At 66.1% G+C, this 21287-nt stretch carries 17 protein-coding genes; 8 read left to right on the top strand and 9 right to left on the bottom strand.

Going from position 1 to position 21287, the window contains the following annotated elements; genetic code table 11:
• Positions 1-2 precede the first annotated feature (2 nt).
• A complete protein-coding gene (locus tag ACH6CV_RS07060; protein WP_456357477.1) occupies positions 3-1976 on the bottom strand; it encodes a methyl-accepting chemotaxis protein in 1974 nt (657 codons plus the stop codon).
• A 360-nt stretch (positions 1977-2336) separates the two neighbouring features.
• On the opposite strand from ACH6CV_RS07060, the gene aroF reads away from it, so the two are divergent.
• A complete protein-coding gene (gene aroF, locus ACH6CV_RS07065; protein WP_456357478.1) occupies positions 2337-3359 on the top strand; it encodes a 3-deoxy-7-phosphoheptulonate synthase in 1023 nt (340 codons plus the stop codon).
• Positions 3356-4186: a prephenate dehydrogenase gene (locus tag ACH6CV_RS07070; protein WP_456357479.1), complete on the top strand. Its 831-nt coding sequence runs from the start codon at positions 3356-3358 to the stop codon at positions 4184-4186. Before aroF ends, ACH6CV_RS07070 begins: the two co-directional genes overlap by 4 nt.
• Here the strand turns inward: ACH6CV_RS07070 and ACH6CV_RS07075 are convergent.
• From ACH6CV_RS07075 to ACH6CV_RS07100, 6 genes are all read right to left on the bottom strand, one after another.
• Positions 4178-4885, bottom strand: a complete 708-nt coding sequence (locus ACH6CV_RS07075) for a DUF3298 and DUF4163 domain-containing protein (protein WP_456357480.1) — start codon at positions 4883-4885, stop codon at positions 4178-4180. The two genes, ACH6CV_RS07070 and ACH6CV_RS07075, sit on opposite strands and share 9 nt — an antisense overlap.
• A gap of 201 nt (positions 4886-5086) precedes the next feature.
• Positions 5087-6139 (bottom strand): aldose 1-epimerase family protein, encoded by a 1053-nt coding sequence (locus ACH6CV_RS07080; protein ID WP_456357481.1) that lies wholly within the window; start codon positions 6137-6139, stop codon positions 5087-5089.
• Positions 6140-6154: 15 nt separating this feature from the next.
• Positions 6155-6514 (bottom strand): hypothetical protein, encoded by a 360-nt coding sequence (locus ACH6CV_RS07085; RefSeq protein WP_456357482.1) that lies wholly within the window; start codon positions 6512-6514, stop codon positions 6155-6157.
• A 57-nt stretch (positions 6515-6571) separates the two neighbouring features.
• The gene (galE, locus tag ACH6CV_RS07090) at positions 6572-7579 is read right to left on the bottom strand and encodes a UDP-glucose 4-epimerase GalE (protein WP_456357483.1); all 1008 of its coding nucleotides are present in this window, start codon (positions 7577-7579) and stop codon (positions 6572-6574) included.
• Between the two features lie 120 nt (positions 7580-7699).
• Complete coding sequence (locus tag ACH6CV_RS07095; RefSeq protein ID WP_456357484.1) at positions 7700-7927, bottom strand: hypothetical protein; 228 nt, start codon at positions 7925-7927, stop codon at positions 7700-7702.
• Between the two features lie 49 nt (positions 7928-7976).
• Positions 7977-9887, bottom strand: coding sequence for an NAD(+) synthase (locus tag ACH6CV_RS07100; RefSeq protein ID WP_456357485.1), 1911 nt, complete (start codon positions 9885-9887; stop codon positions 7977-7979).
• Between the two features lie 163 nt (positions 9888-10050).
• On the opposite strand from ACH6CV_RS07100, the gene ACH6CV_RS07105 reads away from it, so the two are divergent.
• From ACH6CV_RS07105 to ACH6CV_RS07120, 4 genes are read left to right on the top strand one after another with little or no spacing between them, the layout of a single operon-like run.
• A complete protein-coding gene (locus ACH6CV_RS07105; RefSeq protein WP_456357535.1) occupies positions 10051-12183 on the top strand; it encodes a HelD family protein in 2133 nt (710 codons plus the stop codon).
• Positions 12180-13406, top strand: coding sequence for an aminoacetone oxidase family FAD-binding enzyme (locus ACH6CV_RS07110; protein ID WP_456357486.1), 1227 nt, complete (start codon positions 12180-12182; stop codon positions 13404-13406). The genes ACH6CV_RS07105 and ACH6CV_RS07110 overlap by 4 nt, the downstream gene beginning before the upstream one ends.
• 48 nt (positions 13407-13454) lie before the next feature.
• Positions 13455-15038, top strand: coding sequence for an NAD(P)/FAD-dependent oxidoreductase (locus ACH6CV_RS07115; RefSeq protein ID WP_456357487.1), 1584 nt, complete (start codon positions 13455-13457; stop codon positions 15036-15038).
• Positions 15031-16212, top strand: a complete 1182-nt coding sequence (locus ACH6CV_RS07120; RefSeq protein WP_456357488.1) for a DNA recombination protein RmuC — start codon at positions 15031-15033, stop codon at positions 16210-16212. Before ACH6CV_RS07115 ends, ACH6CV_RS07120 begins: the two co-directional genes overlap by 8 nt.
• 15 nt (positions 16213-16227) lie before the next feature.
• Here the strand turns inward: ACH6CV_RS07120 and ACH6CV_RS07125 are convergent, their stop codons facing one another.
• Entirely contained in the window at positions 16228-17049 is an 822-nt protein-coding gene (locus ACH6CV_RS07125; protein ID WP_456357489.1) for a TIGR03915 family putative DNA repair protein, read from the bottom strand.
• Complete coding sequence (locus ACH6CV_RS07130; RefSeq protein ID WP_456357490.1) at positions 17028-18305, bottom strand: putative DNA modification/repair radical SAM protein; 1278 nt, start codon at positions 18303-18305, stop codon at positions 17028-17030. Before ACH6CV_RS07130 ends, ACH6CV_RS07125 begins: the two co-directional genes overlap by 22 nt.
• A gap of 250 nt (positions 18306-18555) precedes the next feature.
• On the opposite strand from ACH6CV_RS07130, the gene ACH6CV_RS07135 reads away from it, so the two are divergent.
• Together ACH6CV_RS07135 and purB are read left to right on the top strand one after the other, a co-directional pair.
• Positions 18556-19839: an adenylosuccinate synthase gene (locus ACH6CV_RS07135; RefSeq protein WP_456357491.1), complete on the top strand. Its 1284-nt coding sequence runs from the start codon at positions 18556-18558 to the stop codon at positions 19837-19839.
• An 8-nt stretch (positions 19840-19847) separates the two neighbouring features.
• Positions 19848-21275 (top strand): adenylosuccinate lyase, encoded by a 1428-nt coding sequence (gene purB / locus ACH6CV_RS07140; protein WP_456357492.1) that lies wholly within the window; start codon positions 19848-19850, stop codon positions 21273-21275.
• Positions 21276-21287 lie beyond the last annotated feature (12 nt).

Here is a 21287-nt window from a genome sequence, read left to right on the forward strand (position 1 = left end):
ACTTACTCGAGTTTAAACTGCCCGGTCTGACGGATGAGCATGTCGGCCTGGCCGCTGAGCTGCTCGCTGGCGGCGGCGGATTCCTCGGCGGTGGCGGAGTTGGCCTGCACCACCTGCGACACCTGCATGATGCCTTGGTTGACCTGCGCGATGCCGCTCGCCTGCTCGACCGACGCCGTGTAGATGCCGTTCATCAGCCGCGTGGCGTTGTCCACTTCCGTAACGATCGCGCGCAGCGCCTCCGCCGTCTCGCCCGCGATCTTGCTGCCGCCGGTGACCTTCGCGATCGATTCCTCGATCAGGCTGGCCGTCTCCTTGGCAGCCTCCGCCGACTTGGCGGCCAAGCTGCGCACCTCGCCGGCCACCACGGCAAAGCCCTTGCCGTGCTCGCCCGCGCGCGCGGCTTCGACCGCGGCGTTCAGCGCCAGGATGTTCGTCTGGAACGCGATGTCGTCGATCACCTTGATGATGCCCGAGATGTTGCCCGACGAATGGTTGATGTCGTCCATCGCGTCCAGCAGCCGCTTCATCTGCTCGTTGCCCTGCTCGGCGTCGCGCTTGGCCTGCTCGGACAGCTCGTTGGCCTTTTTGGCGTTTTCTGTGTTGACCTGGGTCTGGGCGGCGATCTGCTCCATCGAGGCGCTCAGTTCCTCGACGGAACTCGCCTGCTCGGTTGCGCCCTGCGCGAGCGCGGTGCTCGAATCCGAAATCTGCCGCGCGCCCGCGCCTACCTGATTGGCCGCGCCCTTGAGGCTTTGCAGCAGGCTGTTCATGTTGCGAAACAGGCCGTCGAACGCCTGGGCCAGGTCGCCTACCTCGTCGCCGCGCCCCATGAACACATCGGACACGGGGGCGGAGAAGTCGCCGGCGGCAAACTGCTGCGCCTTCTCGGTGACCAACCGTAGGGGGCCGCTGACCATCCGGGCCACGAGCACGGCGGTCACCGCAATTGATACCGCGAGCACCAGGGCCAGCGTACCCGCCAGCATCCAGGTGATTTGCGTGGCCGCCGCCATCACCTCGTCCAGTTCCACCGCCAGCGCCAACGACCAGGGGGTTGCGGTATTGCCCACGGAGATGGGGGTGTACATGCGCCGCACCATCCCGCCGGTCTTGACCGAGAGGCTGTCATGGCTGTAGGGTAAGCCTCGGCCGACGGCATCCAGGATTTCGGGGATGCGCTCGGCCCAGCGATCCTTGATGTGCGTACCTATCGCGGCGGCATCGGCGTGTGTGAAGAAGAGGCCTCTGTTTGAAATGCCGTAGTAGTAGGCGCTTGCGTATCCGCCCTGGTTGAACGCCAGTTGCTGCAGGCTGGTCAGGGCGAGGTCGCCGCCCACCACGCCGACCACCTTGCCGCCCGCGCCCTTGATCGGCACGGCCAGCGAGGTAATCAGCAGCGTTTCATCGCCGTACTGATCCCAATAGGGCTCCTGGAGCATCTCCGTGCCGGTGCGCTTGGGGGTTTCATAGTAGTCCGATTCGCCGTTCCCGAGGCTATAATCGTCGAGCGCCTCAAAGGTGACCGCGTCGCCGTCGCGGTACCAATGGGGGATAAAGCGACCGGTTGCGTCGCTTTGCTTATGTCCCTGGTACTCGGCGTCCCGCCCGTCGAAGGCATTCGGTTCGAAGCAGATCCAAATGGATTTTAGGCTCGGATTGACCTCGAGTACGCCCCTCATGCTGGCGATGAAGGCGTCCCGGCGGACGGCCGGGTCGACATCTTCCCGGCGCCCAAGCGCGCCGGCAAGCGCCCGAACCGCCGTCAGCGGGCCGTTCAGCTCCGCTTCCATGCGGCGCGCCTCCGTACCGAGCAAAGACTCAAGCCGCCGGTTGGCGTCGCTCTCGGAGTTTTGCCGGACGGTTAAGATGATTGTAAGAAACGACGCCGCCAACACGACGACCAGCGCGGCGGCCACCGATGCCGTCAGCTTTGCCCCCAGGTTCAGTCTCCGCTTTGCCTTCGTACCTGACACTACACTCAACCCTTACGTGCTATAATGACACCCGGTCTATACTGCATATATCGGCGGACCATCTATGTAATTGAGGAAAGCTAAAGTTATACATCGGTATATAAAAGGTTAAAATTCGGCGGGAGCTTTACAGACTCGGGGCCTTGTGCTATCATATGATGCAATTCGAGGGATGGAGGACAGATCGCATGGGCGACAACCGGTTTGCGGCCTACGCTTATTGCTATGGCTTCGTCTATCAAGGCGGGGCTTGTTTGCGTTTAGCCGGCCGGATCGACCGCATGCGCTGAAGAGATGCGCGAAGGGTCCCGTGGCAAACGCCGCGGGGCCCTTTTTGCAGATCGAGAAGGAGGAAGCGAAATGATCGTCATCGTCAAGAAGGACGCCTGCCCGGCGCAGGTCGGGCAGCTGATCGACTCTCTCAAGGGATTCGGACTCAATGTGCATGTGTCGGAGGGGATGATCCAGACCATCCTGGGACTGGTAGGCGACACCAGCAAGGTGGACATCGCGCTGCTACGCGGGGTGGAGATCGTCGAGGACGTGAAGCGCATCCTCGAGCCGTTCAAAAACGCCAACCGCAAGTTCCATCCCGAGGACACGGCCGTGCGCGCGGGCGAAGCCGTGATCGGGGACGGGCGGCTTACGCTGATCGCCGGCCCCTGCTCGGTGGAGTCGGAGGAGCAAATCATGGGGATCGCGCGCTCGGTCAAGCGCTCGGGGGCCACGATGCTGCGCGGCGGGGCGTTCAAGCCGCGCACCTCCCCCTACGCGTTCCAGGGGTTGGGCGCGGAGGGCATACGCATGCTGCTCGCGGCGGGGCGCGAAACCGGGCTGCCCGTCGTGACCGAGATCATGGACATCGGCCAGCTGCCCCACTTTGACGAGGTGGACGTGATCCAGGTGGGTGCGCGCAACATGCAGAACTTCGAGTTGCTGCGCGAGCTCGGACATCAAAAGAAGCCGGTGCTGCTCAAGCGCGGCCTGTCGAGCACGATGGAGGAACTGCTGATGAGCGCCGAATACATCCTGGCAGGCGGCAACGAGCAGGTGATCCTGTGCGAGCGGGGCATCCGCACGTTCGAGACCTACACCCGCAACACGCTGGACCTGTCGGCCGTGCCCATGCTCAAGCAGCTGAGCCATCTGCCGGTGATCGTCGACCCGAGCCACGCCACCGGGCTCAGCCGGCTGGTAAAACCCATGTCGCTGGCCGCGGCGGCGGCGGGCGCGGACGGGTTGATCGTGGAGGTGCATAACGCGCCCGCGCAGGCGCTGAGCGACGGCGCGCAATCGCTGACGCCCGAAGCTTTTGACGAGCTGGCGCGCTCGGCGCGCTTGGTGGCCGAAGCCGTGCGGGCGGGGAAGGGGGACCGGGCATGAACATCGGCATCGCGGGCCTGGGGCTGATCGGCGGCTCGATGGCCAAGGCGGTCAGGGCGTATACGGCGCATCGGGTGTTTGGGTTCGACCGGGACGCGGACACCCAGGCGCGGGCGCTTGAAGATGGAACGCTCGACGGCGTGCTGGACGAGGCGTCTGTGGCCGATTGCCGGCTGCTGCTGCTGGCGTTGTACCCGGGCGCGGCGATCGAATTCCTCGAAGAACACGCGGCGCGCGTCGGGCGGGGCGCGCTCGCGGTCGACCTGTGCGGGGTCAAGCGCCCGGTCTGCGAGGCCGGAGAAGCGCTTGCGCGCAGGCATGGGTTCCGCTTTGTGGGCGGCCATCCGATGGCCGGACGGGCGCTGTCGGGCTACGGCGCGTCCGAGGCCGGGCTGTTTCAGGGCGCCTCCATGTTGTTGACGCCCGGCGCGGACACGCCGCCCGAGGTACTTGCGCAGCTTACGGCATTCTTCGGCGCGTTGGGATTTCGCGCCGTGCATCGGACCGATCCGCTCGAGCACGACCGGCTGATCGCCTACACCTCGCAACTGGCCCATGTGCTGTCCAACGCCTACGTAAAGCGAGCGATGGAGCCGGGCCACGCGCTGTTCACGGGCGGCAGCTTTCAGGACCTGACCCGCGTGGCGCGGCTCAACGAGGACATGTGGACCGAGCTGTTCATGCTCAACCGCGACTGCCTGATCGAAGAGGTGGACGCGCTCGTGGGCAGGCTGCAAGCCTACGCGGACGGGCTGCGCGCGGGCGACGCGGAAAGGCTGCGCGCGTTATTGCGCGAGGGCAGCGAGTACAAGGCGAGGTTATCGTAGGACTTTACGTACGCGCGTCCCTCTTCTGACGGGCGCGCAGTGCGGGAGCCGCGCGCCGTACCGGCCGTAGGGGATGCGGAACTCGGGTATGCCCGTCGAGTAGGGCGCGATGTCGTACTGCTGGTAGTAGATGACCAGCGCGTCGGGCGTCAGGTAGAAGCTGTTCTCGTCGAAGCTCTGTTCGGCGAGCGCGGCGGCGGCCTCAAAATACGACTCGCTGTCTTGCGCGATGTCGCGCCCAATCGCGTCGATCAGGTCGCGCCGGTAGTCGGGGTTGTCCGGAAAGATTTCGCCGAGTGTAATTCGCCGGGCGCGGGCTACGTCCCAGGTGTCGCTCGTGCGCACGGTGTTGCCGTGCGCGCCGCCGGTGAATTGATACGTGTCCGCGTACAGGCTGGCGATGCAGTCGCCGGCATAGGTCAGCGTAAAGGTATGCAGCACCTCATAGGCGTTGAAGGGGAAACCCTCCTTCTCCCGATCGCGCCGGTCGGCGGCGGCCTGCGGATAGAGCTCGTTCGCCAGGGTGCGCGCCAGGTGGTGGGCCTGATTGCGGTAATACGCGTTGAGCTTGCGCGCTGACTCGGGGTACAGCAAAGACGCGAACTGCGGATAGTCGATCGTGTAGGTAAGCACTGTGACGCCTTCGGATTCCATATGTCTGGAGAGCGACTTCGTCCGCACGCTGAACCAGCTTTCCATACCATCACCTCACCGCATCCTATGTCCGGCGGGCGAGGAGCGTGAAGACGGGCGCGATCCGCATAACGAAAGGGCTGTAGCGTCTTTTTCAGCGCTACAGCCCCGTGGTCATTGTCGGTATTGCCGGTCGTAATCGACGGCGCTGCGCACCGCGCCCGCGCAGGATGCGTCGCCGGGCAGGGCGGTCTTTCGATCCATCGGCTAAGAACGCGCCGCGCGGCGCGCAAAGTCGGCGATGACGGAGGCATCGTCGGTGAAGCGAATCGACACGCGGTACTCTTTTTCCTCGCCCGGCGCGAGCGTCGGCAGCTTGCCGATCGAGCGCGCGTGCGCGCGGCCCAGCACCCCGGCGGTCGTGGGCTCGAGCCCCAGCGCGTAGTCGCCGGCCATCATGCACTTCCACTCGCACAAAAGCGGCAGCGCCTCGGCGTCGAAGCTCACGATCGCCGCCAGCCCCAGCGCCTCGTTGTGCAGCATCGCAAAGCCCTCGCCCGATTGATGGCCCTCGTGGAAGTAGCACTGCTCGGCGCGGCCGATTTCGGGCGATTCCATCTCGCTCCACATGCCCGGGCCGCTGCGCGCCCATTCGTCGCGCGGCGTCACGGCGTCCGCGTTGCTATACACCTTCGCGCCCGCGTCCAGCATCGGGTAGCCGAAGTTGATGTGGTAGGTCAGCATCACCGGCTGCGCCTCAAAGCCCAGGTTCGCGACGCGGTCCGTAAGCTCGATCGCGTCGCTCTCGGTCCGAAGCTTCATCACGCGATCAAGGCGCATGTTCTCGCCGAACATGCAGGCCTCGCGCACCTCGCCCGTGACCTCGAGCACCGCCTCGTCGCCTTCGTAGACAGTGCGCGCGGCGGCATATCGCGCGGGCGTGTTCGAATACGGCCCGTGCAGCCCGAGCTTGCGCCCGCCGTCCTCGCAGGGCGCGCCCGAATAGGTGATGCCGCAGGTGGTCATGAGCCCGGCGCCAAACTGCTTCAAGAAGCCGCGCACGCCGTCCTCCACGTAGAACGCGGGCGCGCTCAGCCCCGACTTCGAAGCAAAGCCCATGTTGACGCCTTTGTACGTCAGGAACGCGATATCAAGCCCGCGATCGGCCAGCACCGTCATGTTCACGCCGCGCCCGTTGTTCAGGTCGAACGCGCGCATGCCCTTCGCCGGCCCGTCGTTATAGGTGTAATCCTTGACCCCGAACAGCGCGTCCAAGTTGCCCACGCGCTTCCTCAGTTCAAACGCCTGGCTCTGCTTCATTTGTTACAGCCCCCCTTACTTAATCAGCCTGAGCCCGCCCAGCATCGGCAGCTCGCGCGCGTCGCCCTTCGAGCAGGCCAAGAAGGCGTGGTAGAGCGCGAGCAGCAGGATCGCCGCCTCGAGCAGCCACCGAACCGCATCCACCAACCAGCCGATCAGCGGAATCCAACCGAGCAGCAGGTTCAGAATCCAGAACGCCACCGCCACCACCGCCGACGCGGCCACCGCGATAAAGCCCTGGTTGGCGCAGAAGCGCCCGTACTTTGAATTGGGGCAGAGGATCAGCGGCAGAAAGAAAAGAAAAGGTACATACCCGACCCCGCCCTTGACCCGGTTCTCCTGAACGTCGCTCGCGTCGAAATTGGGTTTCGCCATGTGCTTATCCTCCTTCATCGTCGGTCGGTAAGGGGACTGCCGTCGTGACGGCGACCCCTAATACCCGTTCGGGTTGTCTATCTGCCAGCGCCACGCGTCGCGGCACATGTCAGAGAGCGTCTTTTCGGCCTTCCAGTGGAGCAGCCGTTCGGCCTTTTGGGGATTGGCGTAGCTGATCGGCGCGTCGCCTGGACGCCGGGGCTGCACCTCGTAACGGAGCTTTACGCCGTTCACCGCTTCGAATGTGCGCAGGATGTCGTACACACTGTAGCCAATGCCCGTGCCCAGGTTGATCGCCTCCGCGCCCTTATGTGCGCGGACGTACTCGAGCGCCGCCACATGCCCCTTCGCCAGATCAAGCACGTGGATGTAGTCGCGGATGCAGGTGCCGTCCGCCGTCGGGTAGTCGTCGCCGAACACGCCCAGCACCGGAATTTTGCCCTGCGCGTGCTGCATCACGCGGGGCATCAGGTTGTTGGGAATGCCGTTCGGGTCCTCGCCGATCTGGCCGCTCTCGTGCGCGCCCACGGGGTTGAAGTAGCGCAGCAGCGCCACCGACCAGCGGTCGTCGCTGACGCACACATCGCGCAGGATCTGCTCGTTCATGTACTTGGTCCAGCCGTAGGGGTTGGTGCAGCCGGTCGGCAGGTCCTCGGTCATCTCGGATGCCTTCGTGGCGCCGTACACGGTGGCGGACGAAGAAAACACCATCCGGTACACGCCGTGCTCGCGCATCGCCTCGACCAAGGACAGCGTGGAGTCTATGTTGTTGCGATAGTACTCGATCGGTTGGGAAACCGACTCGCCGACGGCCTTGAGCCCGGCGAAGTGGATCACCGCATCGAATGTATGTGCCTGAAACACCGCATCCACCGCCGCGCGGTCGCACACGTCGACTTCGTAGGCGGGGAAATCGCGCCCGGACAGCGCGCGCACCCGGCCCAGCGCCTCGGGCGAGCTGTTTGCGTAGTTGTCGGCCACAACGATGTCGTGCCCTGCGTTCAGCAGCGCGAGGCCGGTATGAGAGCCGATGTACCCCGCGCCGCCCGTCAGCAGTACCTTCATGCCGATCCCTCCGTATATACAACTGGCAACATTATACTCCGATTGCCGCTGCTTTTCAACGACTAACGCAAAATAAAACCCGCCCCGGCGAGAACCGGAGCGGGTGGGTGTGGCAAGGGGTTACGGGGCGGTGGTCGTCTCAGGAGCCGCCGGAGCCGCGGCCGCGGGGGTCTCCGCCGGGGTCTCGGCCGCGGGGGTCTCCGCCGCGGGGGTCTCCACCGGAGCCTCGGCCGCGGGGGTCTCTACCGGAGCCGCCGGGGTCGCCGCAGGCGCGGGCGTCGTGTTGTTGCAGGCAACCAGCATCAGGGACATCACCAAAACCATCGCGATCACAATTGCTTTTTTCATCAGGATACACCTCCTTACATTCCGTTATTCTATACGATCAATGTCAATTCTATACGTCGTTTTGTTTGAATTTCAGCCAAATTTTCCCGACTGCGTCGCTGGGCATCCGCCAGTCGCCGCGCGGCGACAGCGATACCGAGCCGATCTTGGGGCCGTCCGGCAGGCAGGAGCGCTTGAACTGCTGCGCGAAAAACCGCTTCAGGAACACGCCCAGCCATTTGTCAATGACATCCGCCGCATACTCGCCCTCGAAGGCGACGCGCGCCAGCCGCGCGATCTTGCGCGGCGACTCCATCCGGCGCACCAGGTGGTACAGGAAGAAGTCGTGCAGCGCGTAGGGGCCCAGGATGTCCTCCGTCGCCTGCGAGATCGCGCCGTCTTTCGGCGGCAACAACTCGGGGCTGATCGGCGTTTCCAGCACGTCGGTAAGCGCCGCCCTGAGCGCCTCATCCTCGGCCGTATCGGCAGCAAAGCGCACCAGGTGCCGAACCAGCGTCTTGGGCACGCCCGCGTTGACCGCGTACATCGACATGTGATCGCCATTGTAGGTTGCCCAGCCCAGCGCCAGCTCACTCAGGTCGCCCGTGCCCACGACAAGCCCGCCGCGCTGGTTGGCCAGATCCATCAGCACCTGCGTGCGTTCGCGCGCCTGCGCGTTTTCGTAGGCCACGTCGTGCAAATCGAGGTCGTGACCGATGTCTGCCAAATGCTGCGCCACCGCTTGGCGGATGTTGATTTCGTAAAGTGTCGCGTCCAGCCCCTTGGCCAGAGCGCGCGCGTTTCCAAGTGTGCGCTCGGTGGTGCCAAAACAAGGCATCGTGACCGCCAGCAGGTTGCGCGCGTTAAGCCCCAGCGCGCTCAGCGCGCGCGCGGCCACGATCAGCGCCAGCGTCGAGTCCAGCCCGCCCGACACGCCGAGTACTGCGGTCTTTGCGCCGATCGACTTCATGCGGGAGGCGAGCGCATGGGTCTGGATATCCAGGATGTCCTCGCAGCGCCGCGCGCGCGCGTTCAGCCCCGCCGGCACGAACGGTTGCGGGTCGACGAAGCGCAGCAGCGCCGGCGACTCCGGTTTCAGGTGGAACTTGACCCGCGTGTGCGTGCCCGCGCTCGCGCCGAAGGTGTTCCGCCGCCCGCGTTCGCTCATCAAAAAACCCACGTCCACATCGGCGGTCACGAGCCCGCATTCGTGGCGCTTCGACGAAGCCAGGATCGCCCCGTTTTCGGCGATCAGGTTGTGCCCGGCGAATACCAGGTCGGTGACCGACTCGCCGTCGCCCGCGTCGGCGTACACATAGGCGCACATCAGCCGCGCCGACTGGCTTTTGAGCATCAGCTCGCGGTAGGACGCCTTGCCCACGATCTCGCTGCTGGCCGACAGGTTGACGATCACGCTCGCACCCGCCATCGCGTGACCGGCGCTGGGCGGCACGGGCACCCACATATCCTCGCAGATCTCGCAGCCGACCACGAGCTCGGGCATCTCCTCGCAGGCAAACAGCACATCGCCGCCGAAGGGCACCGTCTGGCCGAGCAGTTCGATCTCGCGCGCCTCACCCTCGCCGTTCGCGAAGTGGCGCAGTTCGTGGAACTCGCCGTAGTTGGGCAAGTGGCGCTTGGGCACCACGCCGAGCAGCGCGCCATTGTGAACCGCGGCCGCACAGTTGTACAGCCGCCCGAATGCAGTAAGCGGCAGGCCGACGAAGGCCAAAATGTCGAGGCCGCGGCTGGCCTTGACCACCTTGGCGAGCGCCGCGAGCGCCCCTTCCTGCAAGGTGCGCTGAAAGAACAGGTCGCCCGCGGTGTAACCGGTCAGGCACAGCTCGCTGAGCGCCAGCACCTTCGCGCGCGCCGCCGCCGCCTCCTTCATCAGCCGAATGACCTCATCGGCGTTGGCCTCGGTATCGGTAAGCACAATCGCCGGCGTACCCGCCGCGACGCGCACAAATCCGTCCTTCATGAAAGCCGCCCCTCTTCTGTACGGTCTCCAACCGTTTGGGCCATTATACCGCATCTTCCGGCATTTCGCAATTGCCCTGCTTCAACAAGCATTTGTCAACATTGCTTGGTTGTGTTATAATAGGAGAAACGCGCATGACGAGGGAGGGAGACGCTTGGAGAACATGGAGTTGCATCGGGAGCGCGCGTATACCGCGACGGTGCAGCAACTGCTGCTGGCGGTGATCGAGCAGTACAAGGGCCACAGCGACTTCCACGACGAGAACATCCGCATGATGCTGTCGGACGCGTGGGAGGAGCTGCGGATGAAGCCGACCGCCCTGTCGCCGCAGGATCTCATGCAGCTGTCGGGCGAGATCGACCGGATGCTCGCGCGTAAGGCCTTCACCGCCGATTTGAGCAAACGCTACGAGCGCATGCTGCTCACCCCCTTCTTCGCCCGCATCGACTTCGTCGAGAACGGTCAGGATCAGGTCGAGAAGATTGTGATCGGGCTGTACAGCCTGAAAAATGCCGAGGGCGATTTGATGGTGCACGACTGGCGCGCGCCGGTGTGCAGCCTATACTACGACGCCACGCCCGGCCCCGCCGCCTACGACAGCCCCTCGGGGCTCATCAGCGGGCGCATGACGCTCAAGCGCCAGTACCGGATAGAGCAGGGCCAGCTCAAGTACTACGTGGACACCGACGTGTCGATCGACGACCAGATGCTGCTGGACATCCTGTCGCGCGCCACAACAGCGCACATGCGGCTGATCGTGTCCACGATCCAGAAGGAACAAAACGCGGTCATCCGTCACGAGAAGGCCAAGGTACTCTCCGTGATCGGCAGCGCGGGATCGGGCAAGACCTCGGTCGCCATGCACCGCGCCGCCTACCTGATGTACCGCCACAGGAGCATGTTCGACGCCCGGCGTATCGCGGTGCTGTCGCCGGGCAGCGCCTTTTCGGAGTATATATCGACGGTGCTGCCCGACCTCGGCGAGGAGAACGCGCCGGCCTACACGCTGCCCGTACTGCTCGCGCCCATTCTGGGGATCGAGTGCGAAACGCCGCTCAAGCAATCCGAGTGCCTGGCCGTGCCCGACCCGCTCCGGCTCGAGAGCGTGCGCTACAAGAGCGATTTGCGCTTCAGCGCCTTGATCGAGCGCTTCACCGAGCGCTATCGGAACCTCGGCCCCGAGTTCGACAAGGTCGCGCTGGGCCGGCACGTGCTGGCCGAAAAGGGCGAGATCGAGCGGCTATACCGGGTTGAGTTCCGCACATTGTCCCCCGCGCTGCGGCTGACGCGCATCCAGACGGTTTTGCAAAACCGGCTCGACCAATGGGAGCGCACGCTGCGTACGCAGTACGAGGAGCAGCTGTTCGGCCGTTATCGCGGCAACGAATTGGAGCTGGCGGTCAAGCTGGCGGTGTCCCAGCAACTGCAACCGGTGCGCGCCCAAATCCGCTCGATGCTGGTGGGCGACCCGCTGGTGCTGTACGCGCTGGCGCTCGATGGGGCCGGCGAGGCGCTCGCCGAGGCCGCGCGCCAGAACGCCGCGGCGCGCCTGGTATGGTGGGAGGACGCGCCCGGCATCGCCTACCTGCAGCTCAAGCTGGGCTTCGCCGCGCCCGACAAGCAGATCATGCACCTGCTGATCGACGAGGCGCAGGACTACAGCGACATATCGCTGCGGACGCTGCGCCTTATGTACCCGGCCGCCCACGTGACGCTGCTGGGCGATCCCAACCAGCGCACCAGCCCCGGCATGCCCCCCTGCGACCCGCGCAGCTGGGGCGCGTGCTTCGACGAGCCCGACGCGCCGGTCGTCGAGCTGACCCGCTGCTACCGCTCGACCTTGCCGATCACAAGGCTGTGCTCGGCACTGCTGCCCGAGGGCGGCAACGGGCACGAGGGCTTCGGGCGCGAGGGCGACTGGCCGATGATCGCGCCCTACCGCAAGGAACTGCTGCTCAAGACGCTCGAGCGCTGGCGCGAACAGCCGGGCATCCGGCTGGCCGCGGTCATCACCCGCACCCAGGCCGAGGCCATTAACCTGTCACGCCAGATCAAAGGCTCGGCGCTGCTGACCGGCGGCGAGGGCGACATGCTGCCCGACGCGGGCGGCGTGGTGGTGGGCAGCTATTTGCTGATGAAGGGGCTGGAGTTCGACGCGGTGGCGGTGGTGTGGCCGCGCGTCGAGCTGACCGACGACGAGCGCCGGCGGCTGTATACGGCCAGTTCCCGCGCGCTGCATGCGCTGTGCCTGCTGACCGACGAGGCCATGATAAAGGAAATGGGTATTATTTTGTGACCGAATCATTCGATGTGGCCGTGATCGGCGGCGGCGCGGCCGGCATGATGTGCGCGGCGGAGATACGCCGCCTGGCGCCCGCGCGATCGGTCGTCCTGCTCGAGCGCCAGGCACGCGCGGGCAGGAAGCTGCTGGCCACCGGCAACGGCCGATGCAATCTGACCAATATGAACATCGCGCCCGAGTTCTATCCCGGCGGCGCGGATTTTGCGCGGGCGGCGCTGATGCGCTGTCCGCCTTCGCGTGTACTGGAGGCGTTTGAGCGGATGGGGCTCGTCTGCGCATCTGACGAGGCCGGGCGCGTCTATCCGCGCAGCGACCAGGCCGCCTCGGTGCTGGACGCACTGCGGCTGACGCTTACCGAGCGGGGCGCGCAGCTGTATACCGGCTTCGAGGTCAACCGCCTGGAACGAGGGTTCATGATCGGCGCGGTCGACGGGCGGCGACTGCGCGCCGCGCGCGTCGTGCTCAGCACCGGCGGGCCGGCGGGCGCGAAGCTGGGCGGCACGAGCGCCGGGCATCATCTGATGAAGGCGCTGGGGCATCCGACGACCCGCTGCCTGCCTGCGCTGGTGCAGATCAAGACCGATCCCGAGCCGGTGCGCGCGCTCAAGGGCATTCGCGCGGCTTGCCGCCTTCAGCTGATCGCGGGTGGGCGGGCGATCGAGCGAGCGGCGGGCGAAGTGCTGTTTCAGGAGTACGGCGTCAGCGGCATCGCGGCGATGGCGCTCGGACGCGCGGCGGCGCAGGCGATGGCGCGCGGCGAGCGTACAATCTTGCAAATCGCGCTGGCGGACGAGGATATGCATGAGGTGCGCGCGCGGCTCGAAGCGCTGCGCCGTTTTGTTCCCGCGCGCGCGCTCGAGGATTTTTTAAGCGGGCTCGTCCCCAAGCGGATCGGGCAAACGCTGATAAAGCAGGCCGGGATCGGCCCGCTGCTTCGCGCGAGCGGTTCGCTTTCGGATGAAGAGCTTGACCGGCTGGTGCTGCTGCTCACCGACTGGCGGCTGTCGGTCATCGGTACGCGCGGCTTTGAAGACGCGCAGGTCACCGCCGGGGGATTGTCCACCGAGCACTTTTGCCCCGATACGCTCGAGTCGCGCATCGTGCCCGGCCTTTACGCCGCCGGCGAGGTGCTGGACGTGGACGGCACGTGCGGCGGCTACAACCTGCACTGGGCTTGGGCCAGCGCGCTGGCGGCGGCGGAGGCTTCGTCGCGTTGATGGGCGGGCCGCCCGTTCCGCCGCGCAATCCTTCTAAAGGAGAAAAACATGCTGCGCATTTCAAATCTGAAACTGCCGCTGGGCGCGGAGCTTTCCGCGCCTGCGCGCTTGGTCGCCTGCGCGCTGGGCTTGCGTGAGGATGACGTCCCGAGCGCCCGGCTGGTCAAGAAATCGGTGGACGCGCGCGATAAGCGCGACGTCCATTTTGTAGCGTCGATCGAGTTCGACTGCGCGCTGCCCGCGTCGCGGCTTGCGCCCCCGCGCGGCGCGCAGTTGCAGGCGGCCGAACCCCCGGCTTGGCGCACGCCCCATGCCGCGCCGGGCAAGCGCCGCCCGGTCGTGGTCGGACTCGGCCCGGCGGGGCTGTTCGCGGCGTTGGTGCTGGCGCGCGCGGGGCTTGCCCCGCTGGTGCTCGAGCGCGGGCGCCCGGTCGACCGGCGCACCGAGGACGTTCGCGCGTTCTGGCACACGGGCGCGCTCGACCCGAATAGCAATGTGCAGTTCGGCGAGGGCGGCGCGGGCGCGTTTTCCGACGGGAAACTTACGACCGGCATCTCGGACGCTCGCTGCCGCCTGGTGCTCGAAACGCTGTATGAGCACGGCGCGCCCGAGCAGGTGCTCTACGATGCCAAGCCCCACATCGGCACCGACCGGTTGCCGGGCGTGGTCGCGTCGATCCGGCGCGAGGTCGAGCGATTGGGCGGCGAGGTGCGCTTCGAGACCAGGCTCGACCGGCTGATTCTCGAAGGGGGACGGCTTCAGGGCATCGTAGCCGACGCAGCGGACATCGAGGCCGAACAGATCATCCTGGCGGTCGGCCACAGCGCGCGAGACACCTTCGAGGCGCTGTTCGCCCAAGGCGTGCCGATGGAGCCCAAGCCGTTCTCGATCGGCGCGCGCATCGAGCACAGCCAACGGATGATCGACCGCGCGCAGTACGGCTCCGCCGCCGGCCACCCGGCGCTGGGCGCGGCGGATTACAAGCTGAGCGCCAAGGCGGCTGACGGGCGCGGGGTGTACACCTTCTGCATGTGTCCGGGCGGGACGGTGGTGGCGGCGGCGTCCGAGTCCGACATGGTCGCGACCAACGGCATGAGCGCTTGGGCGCGCGACGGCGCGAACGCCAACAGCGCGCTGCTGGTCTCGGTCGGCCCGGCCGATTATGGCGCTTCTCCGCTGGACGGCCTCGCATTCCAGCGCCGCTGGGAGCGCGCGGCGTTCGAGCTGGGCGGCGGGGGCTACCGCGCGCCGGCGCAGTTGGTGGGCGACTTCTTGCAGGGTGTGCCTTCGCGCGGCGCGGGCGACGTGGAGCCGACCTACCGGCCGGGCGTCGCCTACGCCGACCTCGCGCGCTGCCTGCCGCCGTTCGCGGTGGCGGCGATGAAAAAGGGGCTGTGCGACATGGATCGGCGGCTGCGCGGCTTCGCGGGCGCGGGTGCGCTGCTCACCGGGGTGGAGACCCGCTCGTCCTCGCCGCTCCGGCTGCCGCGCGGGGCAAACTGCGCCTCGGCGATTCGCGGACTGTACCCCTGCGGCGAGGGCGCGGGCTACGCCGGCGGCATCATGTCGGCGGCGGTGGACGGCGTGCGCTGCGCCGAGGCGCTCATTGAGGGGGTGAACGGCCATGCCTGATCCGATCTACATTCAACTCGCCGTTTTGTTGCTGGTCGTCATGACCGGGGTCTGGCTGGCGGCGTCGATGCGGGCGCTGCGCGCGCGGATGGACGAGCACGAGCGCTACCGCCGCCACCAGCACGCCGAGATGGCCTCGCGCGTGGAGGCGCTCGGCGAGCGCATGGGCCGCGACTGGCAGCTGGCCAACCAGCTGCTGTCGGCCAGCGCGCAGGCCAATGAGGAGCGCATCGAGCGGATGATGGCGCGCATCGATCAATCGATCGATCGGCAGCAGCGGCAGATCAAGGAGATGCGCGAGACCGTCGACCACCAGCTGCAAACGACGCTCGAGAAGCGGCTGGGCGAATCGTTCCGGCAGGTGGGCGAGCAGCTCGAGCGGGTGTACAAGGGCCTGGGGGAGATGCAGCGGCTGGCGCAGGGCGTAGGCGATTTAAAGAAGGTGCTGGCCGGGGTCAAGACGCGCGGCGTGTGGGGCGAGGTGCGGCTCAAGGCGCTGCTCGAGCAGTCGCTGACGGCCGAGCAATACCTCGAAAACACGCCGGTGGAGCCGGGCGGGCGCGAGCGGGTGGAGTTCGCGGTCGTGCTGCCGGGCAAGCGCCCGGGCAATCCGGTGCTGCTGCCGATCGACGCCAAGTTCCCGCAGGAGGACTACCAGCGGCTGGTGGACGCGGCGGAGGCGGGCGACCGTCAGGCGGTTGCGCTGTCGGGCGCGCAGTTGGAACGCGTGCTGATCGAGGAGGCCAAGCGCATCGCGGGCAAGTACATCAAGGTGCCGCACACGACCGACTTCGCGGTGATGTTCCTGCCGGTCGAGGGGCTGTACGCCGAGGCGCTGCGCCGTCCGGGGCTGTGCGAGCGCCTGCAGGACAGGCACCGCGTGCTGGTGAGCGGGCCGACCACGCTGTCGGCGCTGCTGACGAGTCTGCAAATCGGATTTCAGACGCTGGCGGTGGAGCAGCGCTCGGAGGAGATCTGGCGGCTGCTGGGCGCGGTGCGCGGCGAGTTTTACCAATTCGGCGAGGCGCTGGAGCGCACGCGCCAGCGCCTCGATCAAGCCGGCGCGGAGCTCGACCAGGCCTCCACGCGCACGCGCCAGATCACAAAGAAGCTCAGTAAGGTGGACGAACTGGCCGCGCCGGAGGGGTGGGAAGCGGACGATCCCCCCGCGTGAGCGTTGATGGGATTTTTAAGGGCAAAGCCCTTGAACGGGCGAAAGAGGCAGCGCTTCCGGCCATGCGCTCTCCGGCTGATGCTCGGTCATCTGCGCCCAGTAGCGCTTGGGCATGTGGGTGCGCTGGCAGGCGGGGTTTTCGCGGCCTTCGATGGCGATCGTGCGGAAGAAGGCGCGCCACAGGCGCTGGAAGGCCTGCTCCTGCGCGCCCGGCGGGGCCTGCTCGAAGGCCTCCACCGGCACGATGCGCGTCTCGCCGCGGCCTGCCGCGCCGGCCGCGCGGTGCACCAGCGCTTCGCCGTGCGTCCTGTCGTGGATCAGGAAGGTCTCCTGCCGGAAGCGGTCGGTGAAGTGCGGGGCCAACAGCTTAAGCACCTGGGTTTTCGGTTCGATCACCGCGGTCAGCACGCCGTCCGACTCCCGGAAGCGGATGAACCCGGTCAGCAGGTGCGCCTCGCGCTCGAGGAAGGTGATCGCCCGGTTCAGCTTGTAAACCGCCGGGTCGGACAGATTGCTCAGCAGGCCCGGCCCCTCGCGGAACGCGCGGCGGAGCACATCCAACAGGTGGATTTCCTTGCCCGGCAAGTGGGTCAGCAGCGCGCGGCCCACCATGGTGAGCGCGTCCTCCGATATGCGGCCCCGGATGGCGTCGGCCACCCGCCGCGCGACGGCGGGGTCGGTCTCGATGAACCGATCTTCAAACAGCATCGACTGCATCTCGCGCGCGGACAGGATCATCATCGGCTGTTCGCGTTTCGCCATGGCCTCGTAGACGCAGCACAGCAGGCCGTCCTGCGTGCCGTCGTAGCGGTAGATCAAAGCTGTCCGGTCAAGCATTGCTGGATATCCTCCTTCGTAAGGTCGAAAAACGACAGTTGCTGCCCGCGCTCGGCGGCAAGACCTCCCGTCAGCATCGGGTAGATGAATCGGCGGTCGATCCGGATCCCCGGCAACACCTTGCCCTTGCAGGTGATGAAGTGGCGCGCGCGCTTGAGCGTGACGCCGAGTTTTTTGAGCGCCTCGAAGTCAAGCGTGCCCTGCCTGCGCGCCTCGAGAATGCGCCAGGCGCTCTTCACCCCGATGCCGGGCACGCGCAGCAGCAGCTCGTGCGGGGCGCGGTTGACCTCGACCGGGAACTGTTCGAGGTGCTCGAGCGCCCAGTGGCACTTCGGGTCGAGCAACGGATCGAGAAAGGGGCTCTGCTCGGTCAGCAGCTCGCCCGCCTCGAACCCGTAGAATCGCATCAGCCAGTCGGCCTGGTACAGCCGGTGTTCGCGCAGCAGCGGCGGCTTGCCGCCCGGCGCGGGCAAACGACGGTCGGCCACCGCCGGCATGTAGGCCGAAAAGAACACGCGCTTTAAGTTGAAGCGCCGATAGAGCGACTCCGACAGCGACAAGATGTGCCGGTCGGATTCGGCGGTCGCGCCCACGATCATCTGCGTCGACTGGCCGGCCGGCGCGAACCGGGGCGCCTTGCCATACAGCTGCAATTCGTTGCGGCTCTCCAGGATGCCGCCCTCGATCTGGCGCATGGGCGCGAGGATCGCGCGCTTGCTCTTGTCGGGGGCGAGCGCCACGAGGCTTTCTTCCGACGGCAGCTCGATGTTGACGCTCAGCCGGTCGGCCAACAGACCCAGCCGATGGATCAGCAGTGGGTCCGCGCCCGGGATGGCCTTGGCGTGGATGTAGCCGGCGAAGCGATACTCCTCGCGCAGCAGCCGCAGCGCCTCGATCATCAGCTCGCAGGTGCGGTCGGGCGTGCCCAAGACCGCCGAGCTTAAGAACAGCCCTTCGATGTAGTTGCGCCGGTAGAAGCCCATCGTCAGATCGCACAGCTCGCGCGGCGTAAACGAGGTGCGTCGGACGTCGTTCGAGCGGCGGTTGACGCAGTAGGCGCAGTCGTAGGCACAGGCGTTGCTCAGCAGCACCTTGAGCAGCGAGATGCAGCGCCCGTCGGCCGCAAAACTATGGCAGATGCCCGCCGCCACCGCGTTGCCCACGCCGCCGCCGCGGCGATTGACGCCGCTCGAGGTGCAGGCCACGTCGTACTTGGCCGCGTCGGCGAGCACGGTCAACTTCTCGAACACATCCATGGGCGGCGCTCCTTTCCAGGTATGCGAACATATGTTCTATATAGGTATTATAGCACATCCCGTTCGGAATACAAGCGAACGCGCGGTTAAATAAGCGTGAATCGAGCGCACTGTTTATTTTTCGTCAATTTGCTTGAATTGCGGGGGTACGGGTGTTATACTTTGTAAGCAAGCGGGGTTTTGGCTTGTTTTCCGTACGTTCGGCACATGGACGCGCGGAAACATTCAGCAATACGGAGGTGTTCGGCACATGAATACCTGCGCGATCGTGGGCGTCAATTGGGGCGACGAGGGCAAGGGGCGCATGGTGGACTACCTGGCCGAGCAATACGACCTGGTCGTGCGCTACCAGGGCGGCAACAACGCCGGCCACACCGTCATCAACGAATACGGCAAGTTTGCGCTGAACCTGCTTCCTTCGGGTATCTTCCGCAGGGAGAAGGTCAATCTGCTGGGCGTGGGCACGGTGGTGAACCCCGAGCACTTGGTGGGCGAAATCGAGCGGGTACGCGCGCAGGGGGTTACCATCACACCCGACAACCTCAAGATTTCCGACCGTGCGATGATCGTGTTCCCGTTTCACCCGCTGCAGGACCAGTTGGAGGAGAACCGGCTGGGCGACTTAAAGTATGGCTCGACCCGGCGCGGCATCTCGCCGATCTACGGTGACAAGTACATGAAAAAGGCCATCCAGATGGGCGACCTTAAGCACCCCGAGGTGCTGCACAAGCACCTTAAGACGCTGGTCGAGTGGAAGAACGCCGTGCTGTGCAAGGCCTACGACCAGCCGCCGATCGACATCGAGGAGGTCGAGGCCTGGCTGGCCCGCTACGCGACAGCGCTGAAAGACCATATCTGCGACGCGGGCGAGCTGCTCAAGTCGGCGCGCGCGGATGGCAAGCGCATCCTTTTCGAGGCGCAGCTGGGCGCGCTGCGCGACATCGAGTACGGCATCTACCCGTTCACCTCGTCTTCCTCACCGCTGTCGGCCTACGCGCCGCTGGGCGGCGGGCTGCCGTCGATCAAATTGGACCGCGTGGTGGGCGTTGTGAAGGCCTACTCGAGCTGCGTGGGCGAGGGCCCGTTCGTGGGCGAGCTCCTGGCCGAGGAGGGCGATTGGCTGCGCGAGGCGGGCGGCGAGTACGGCGCGGCCACCGGCCGGCCGCGGCGCGTCGGCTGGTTTGACATCGTGGCCACCCGCCACGGTGCCGAACTGCAGGCCGCCACCGAGATCGCGCTGACCAAGCTCGACGTGCTGTCCGGCCTGGTCGAGATCCCGGTGTGCGTGCGCTACCGGCTGGACGGGGTCGAGATCGAGCGCTTCCCCTACACGCAGGATCTGTACGATTGCGAGCCGGTCTACGAGGTGCTGCCCGGCTGGGATGAGGACATCTCGGGCGTGCGCCGGTTCGAGGAATTGCCCGAGGCCGCGCGGCAATACGTCGAGTACGTCGAGCGCGCGCTGGGCGTCGCAATCCGGTATGTGTCGGTCGGGCCCGACCGCGAGCAACTGATTATCCGGCAGGAGGCATAGGCCGTCAGATGGAGCGAAAGAACATATACGAGACGGCGTTGAACAGCCGCTACGCCTCGAAGGCCATGCAGAGCCTGTTCTCGCCAGACCATCGCTACGGGCTGTGGCGCAGGCTGTGGGTGGCGCTGGCCGAGGCCGAGATGGAGCTGGGTCTGCCGATCGCGCAGGATCAGATCGATCAGATGAAGCGGCACCTGGACGACATCGACTACGAGCGCGTGCGCGCGCACGAGGAAAAGGTGCGCCACGACGTGATGGCGCATGTGCTGGCCTACGGCGAGCAGTGCCCGGACGCCGCCGGCATCATCCACCTGGGCGCGACCTCCTGCTATGTAACCGACAACGCCGACGCGCTGATCCTCCGGGACGCGCTTGAGCTGATCCGCGCTAAAATCATCGAGGTCGTCCGACGGCTGCGCGCGTTCGCGCTGGAGCACAGGGATTTGCCGACGCTCGGGCTCACGCACCTGCAGCCGGCGCAACTGGTCACGGTGGGTAAGCGCGCCTGCCTGTGGATGCAGGACCTCGTCATGGACCTTACCGACATCGAGCATGTGCTGTCCACGGTCAAGCTGCTGGGCAGCAAGGGCACGACCGGCACGCAGGCCAGCTTCCTCGAGCTGTTCGGCGGCGACGGCGCCAAGTGCCTCGAATGCGAGAGGCGCATAGCCGGCAAGATGGGACTCGATAAGGTGTACGCGGTCAGCGGTCAGACCTATCCACGAAAGTTGGACAGCCGGGTGCTGGCGGTGCTCTCGGGCGTGGCGCAGAGCGCGTACAAGTTCGCGCAGGACATGCGGATGCTGCAGGCGTTTCACGAACTCGAGGAGCCGTTCTCAAAGGATCAGATCGGCTCGTCGGCCATGGCCTACAAGCGCAACCCGATGCGCTCGGAGCGTATGTGCGCGCTTTCCCGGCACGTGATGGCGCTGGAGGCAAATGCCACGCAGACCGCCGCGACCCAGTGGTTCGAGCGCACGCTCGACGACTCGGCCAACCGGCGGCTGTCGCTGCCCGAGGCGTTCCTGGCGCTCGACGCGGTGCTCGAGCTGTACGCCAACGTGGCCGGCGGGATCGTGGTGTATCCAAAGATGATCGAGCGGAGCATCCGCGAGAACCTGCCGTTCATGGCGACCGAGAACATCCTGATGGCGGGCGTTATGCGCGGCGGCGACCGGCAGCAGCTGCACGAAAAGCTGCGTGTGCTGTCGCACCAGGCCACGGTCAGGATGCGTGCCGAAGGCGAAGACAACGATTTACTTCGGCGCATCGCCGCCGACGGGGCGTTCGGCCTTAGCGAGGACGAACTCGGCGCGCTGATGGACGCGCGGCTGTACGTCGGGCGCGCGGGCGAACAGGTGAGCGAATTTATTGCCGCCGAGGTCGATCCGTGGCTCGTCGGACCCGCGATCGACATGGGCGAGATTAACCTGTAAAGGAGAGCGTCA

Origin of the sequence: Anaerozeibacter quisquiliarum (assembly GCF_051162045.1) — a bacterium.
Classification (GTDB): domain Bacteria; phylum Bacillota; class Clostridia; order Christensenellales; family Aristaeellaceae; genus Anaerozeibacter; species Anaerozeibacter quisquiliarum.

Coding starts and splice junctions, on each gene's coding strand:
- ACH6CV_RS07085 (WP_456357482.1), bottom strand. CDS start 6,514: ATGGCGAAACCCAATTTCGACGCGAGCGACGTTCAGGAGAACCGGGTC.
- aroF (WP_456357478.1), top strand. CDS start 2,337: ATGATCGTCATCGTCAAGAAGGACGCCTGCCCGGCGCAGGTCGGGCAG.
- ACH6CV_RS07135 (WP_456357491.1), top strand. CDS start 18,556: ATGAATACCTGCGCGATCGTGGGCGTCAATTGGGGCGACGAGGGCAAG.
- ACH6CV_RS07100 (WP_456357485.1), bottom strand. CDS start 9,887: ATGAAGGACGGATTTGTGCGCGTCGCGGCGGGTACGCCGGCGATTGTG.
- ACH6CV_RS07070 (WP_456357479.1), top strand. CDS start 3,356: ATGAACATCGGCATCGCGGGCCTGGGGCTGATCGGCGGCTCGATGGCC.
- ACH6CV_RS07125 (WP_456357489.1), bottom strand. CDS start 17,049: ATGCTTGACCGGACAGCTTTGATCTACCGCTACGACGGCACGCAGGAC.
- ACH6CV_RS07120 (WP_456357488.1), top strand. CDS start 15,031: ATGCCTGATCCGATCTACATTCAACTCGCCGTTTTGTTGCTGGTCGTC.
- purB (WP_456357492.1), top strand. CDS start 19,848: ATGGAGCGAAAGAACATATACGAGACGGCGTTGAACAGCCGCTACGCC.
- ACH6CV_RS07115 (WP_456357487.1), top strand. CDS start 13,455: ATGCTGCGCATTTCAAATCTGAAACTGCCGCTGGGCGCGGAGCTTTCC.
- ACH6CV_RS07130 (WP_456357490.1), bottom strand. CDS start 18,305: ATGGATGTGTTCGAGAAGTTGACCGTGCTCGCCGACGCGGCCAAGTAC.
- ACH6CV_RS07075 (WP_456357480.1), bottom strand. CDS start 4,885: ATGGAAAGCTGGTTCAGCGTGCGGACGAAGTCGCTCTCCAGACATATG.
- ACH6CV_RS07105 (WP_456357535.1), top strand. CDS start 10,051: ATGGAGTTGCATCGGGAGCGCGCGTATACCGCGACGGTGCAGCAACTG.
- ACH6CV_RS07080 (WP_456357481.1), bottom strand. CDS start 6,139: ATGAAGCAGAGCCAGGCGTTTGAACTGAGGAAGCGCGTGGGCAACTTG.
- galE (WP_456357483.1), bottom strand. CDS start 7,579: ATGAAGGTACTGCTGACGGGCGGCGCGGGGTACATCGGCTCTCATACC.
- ACH6CV_RS07095 (WP_456357484.1), bottom strand. CDS start 7,927: ATGAAAAAAGCAATTGTGATCGCGATGGTTTTGGTGATGTCCCTGATG.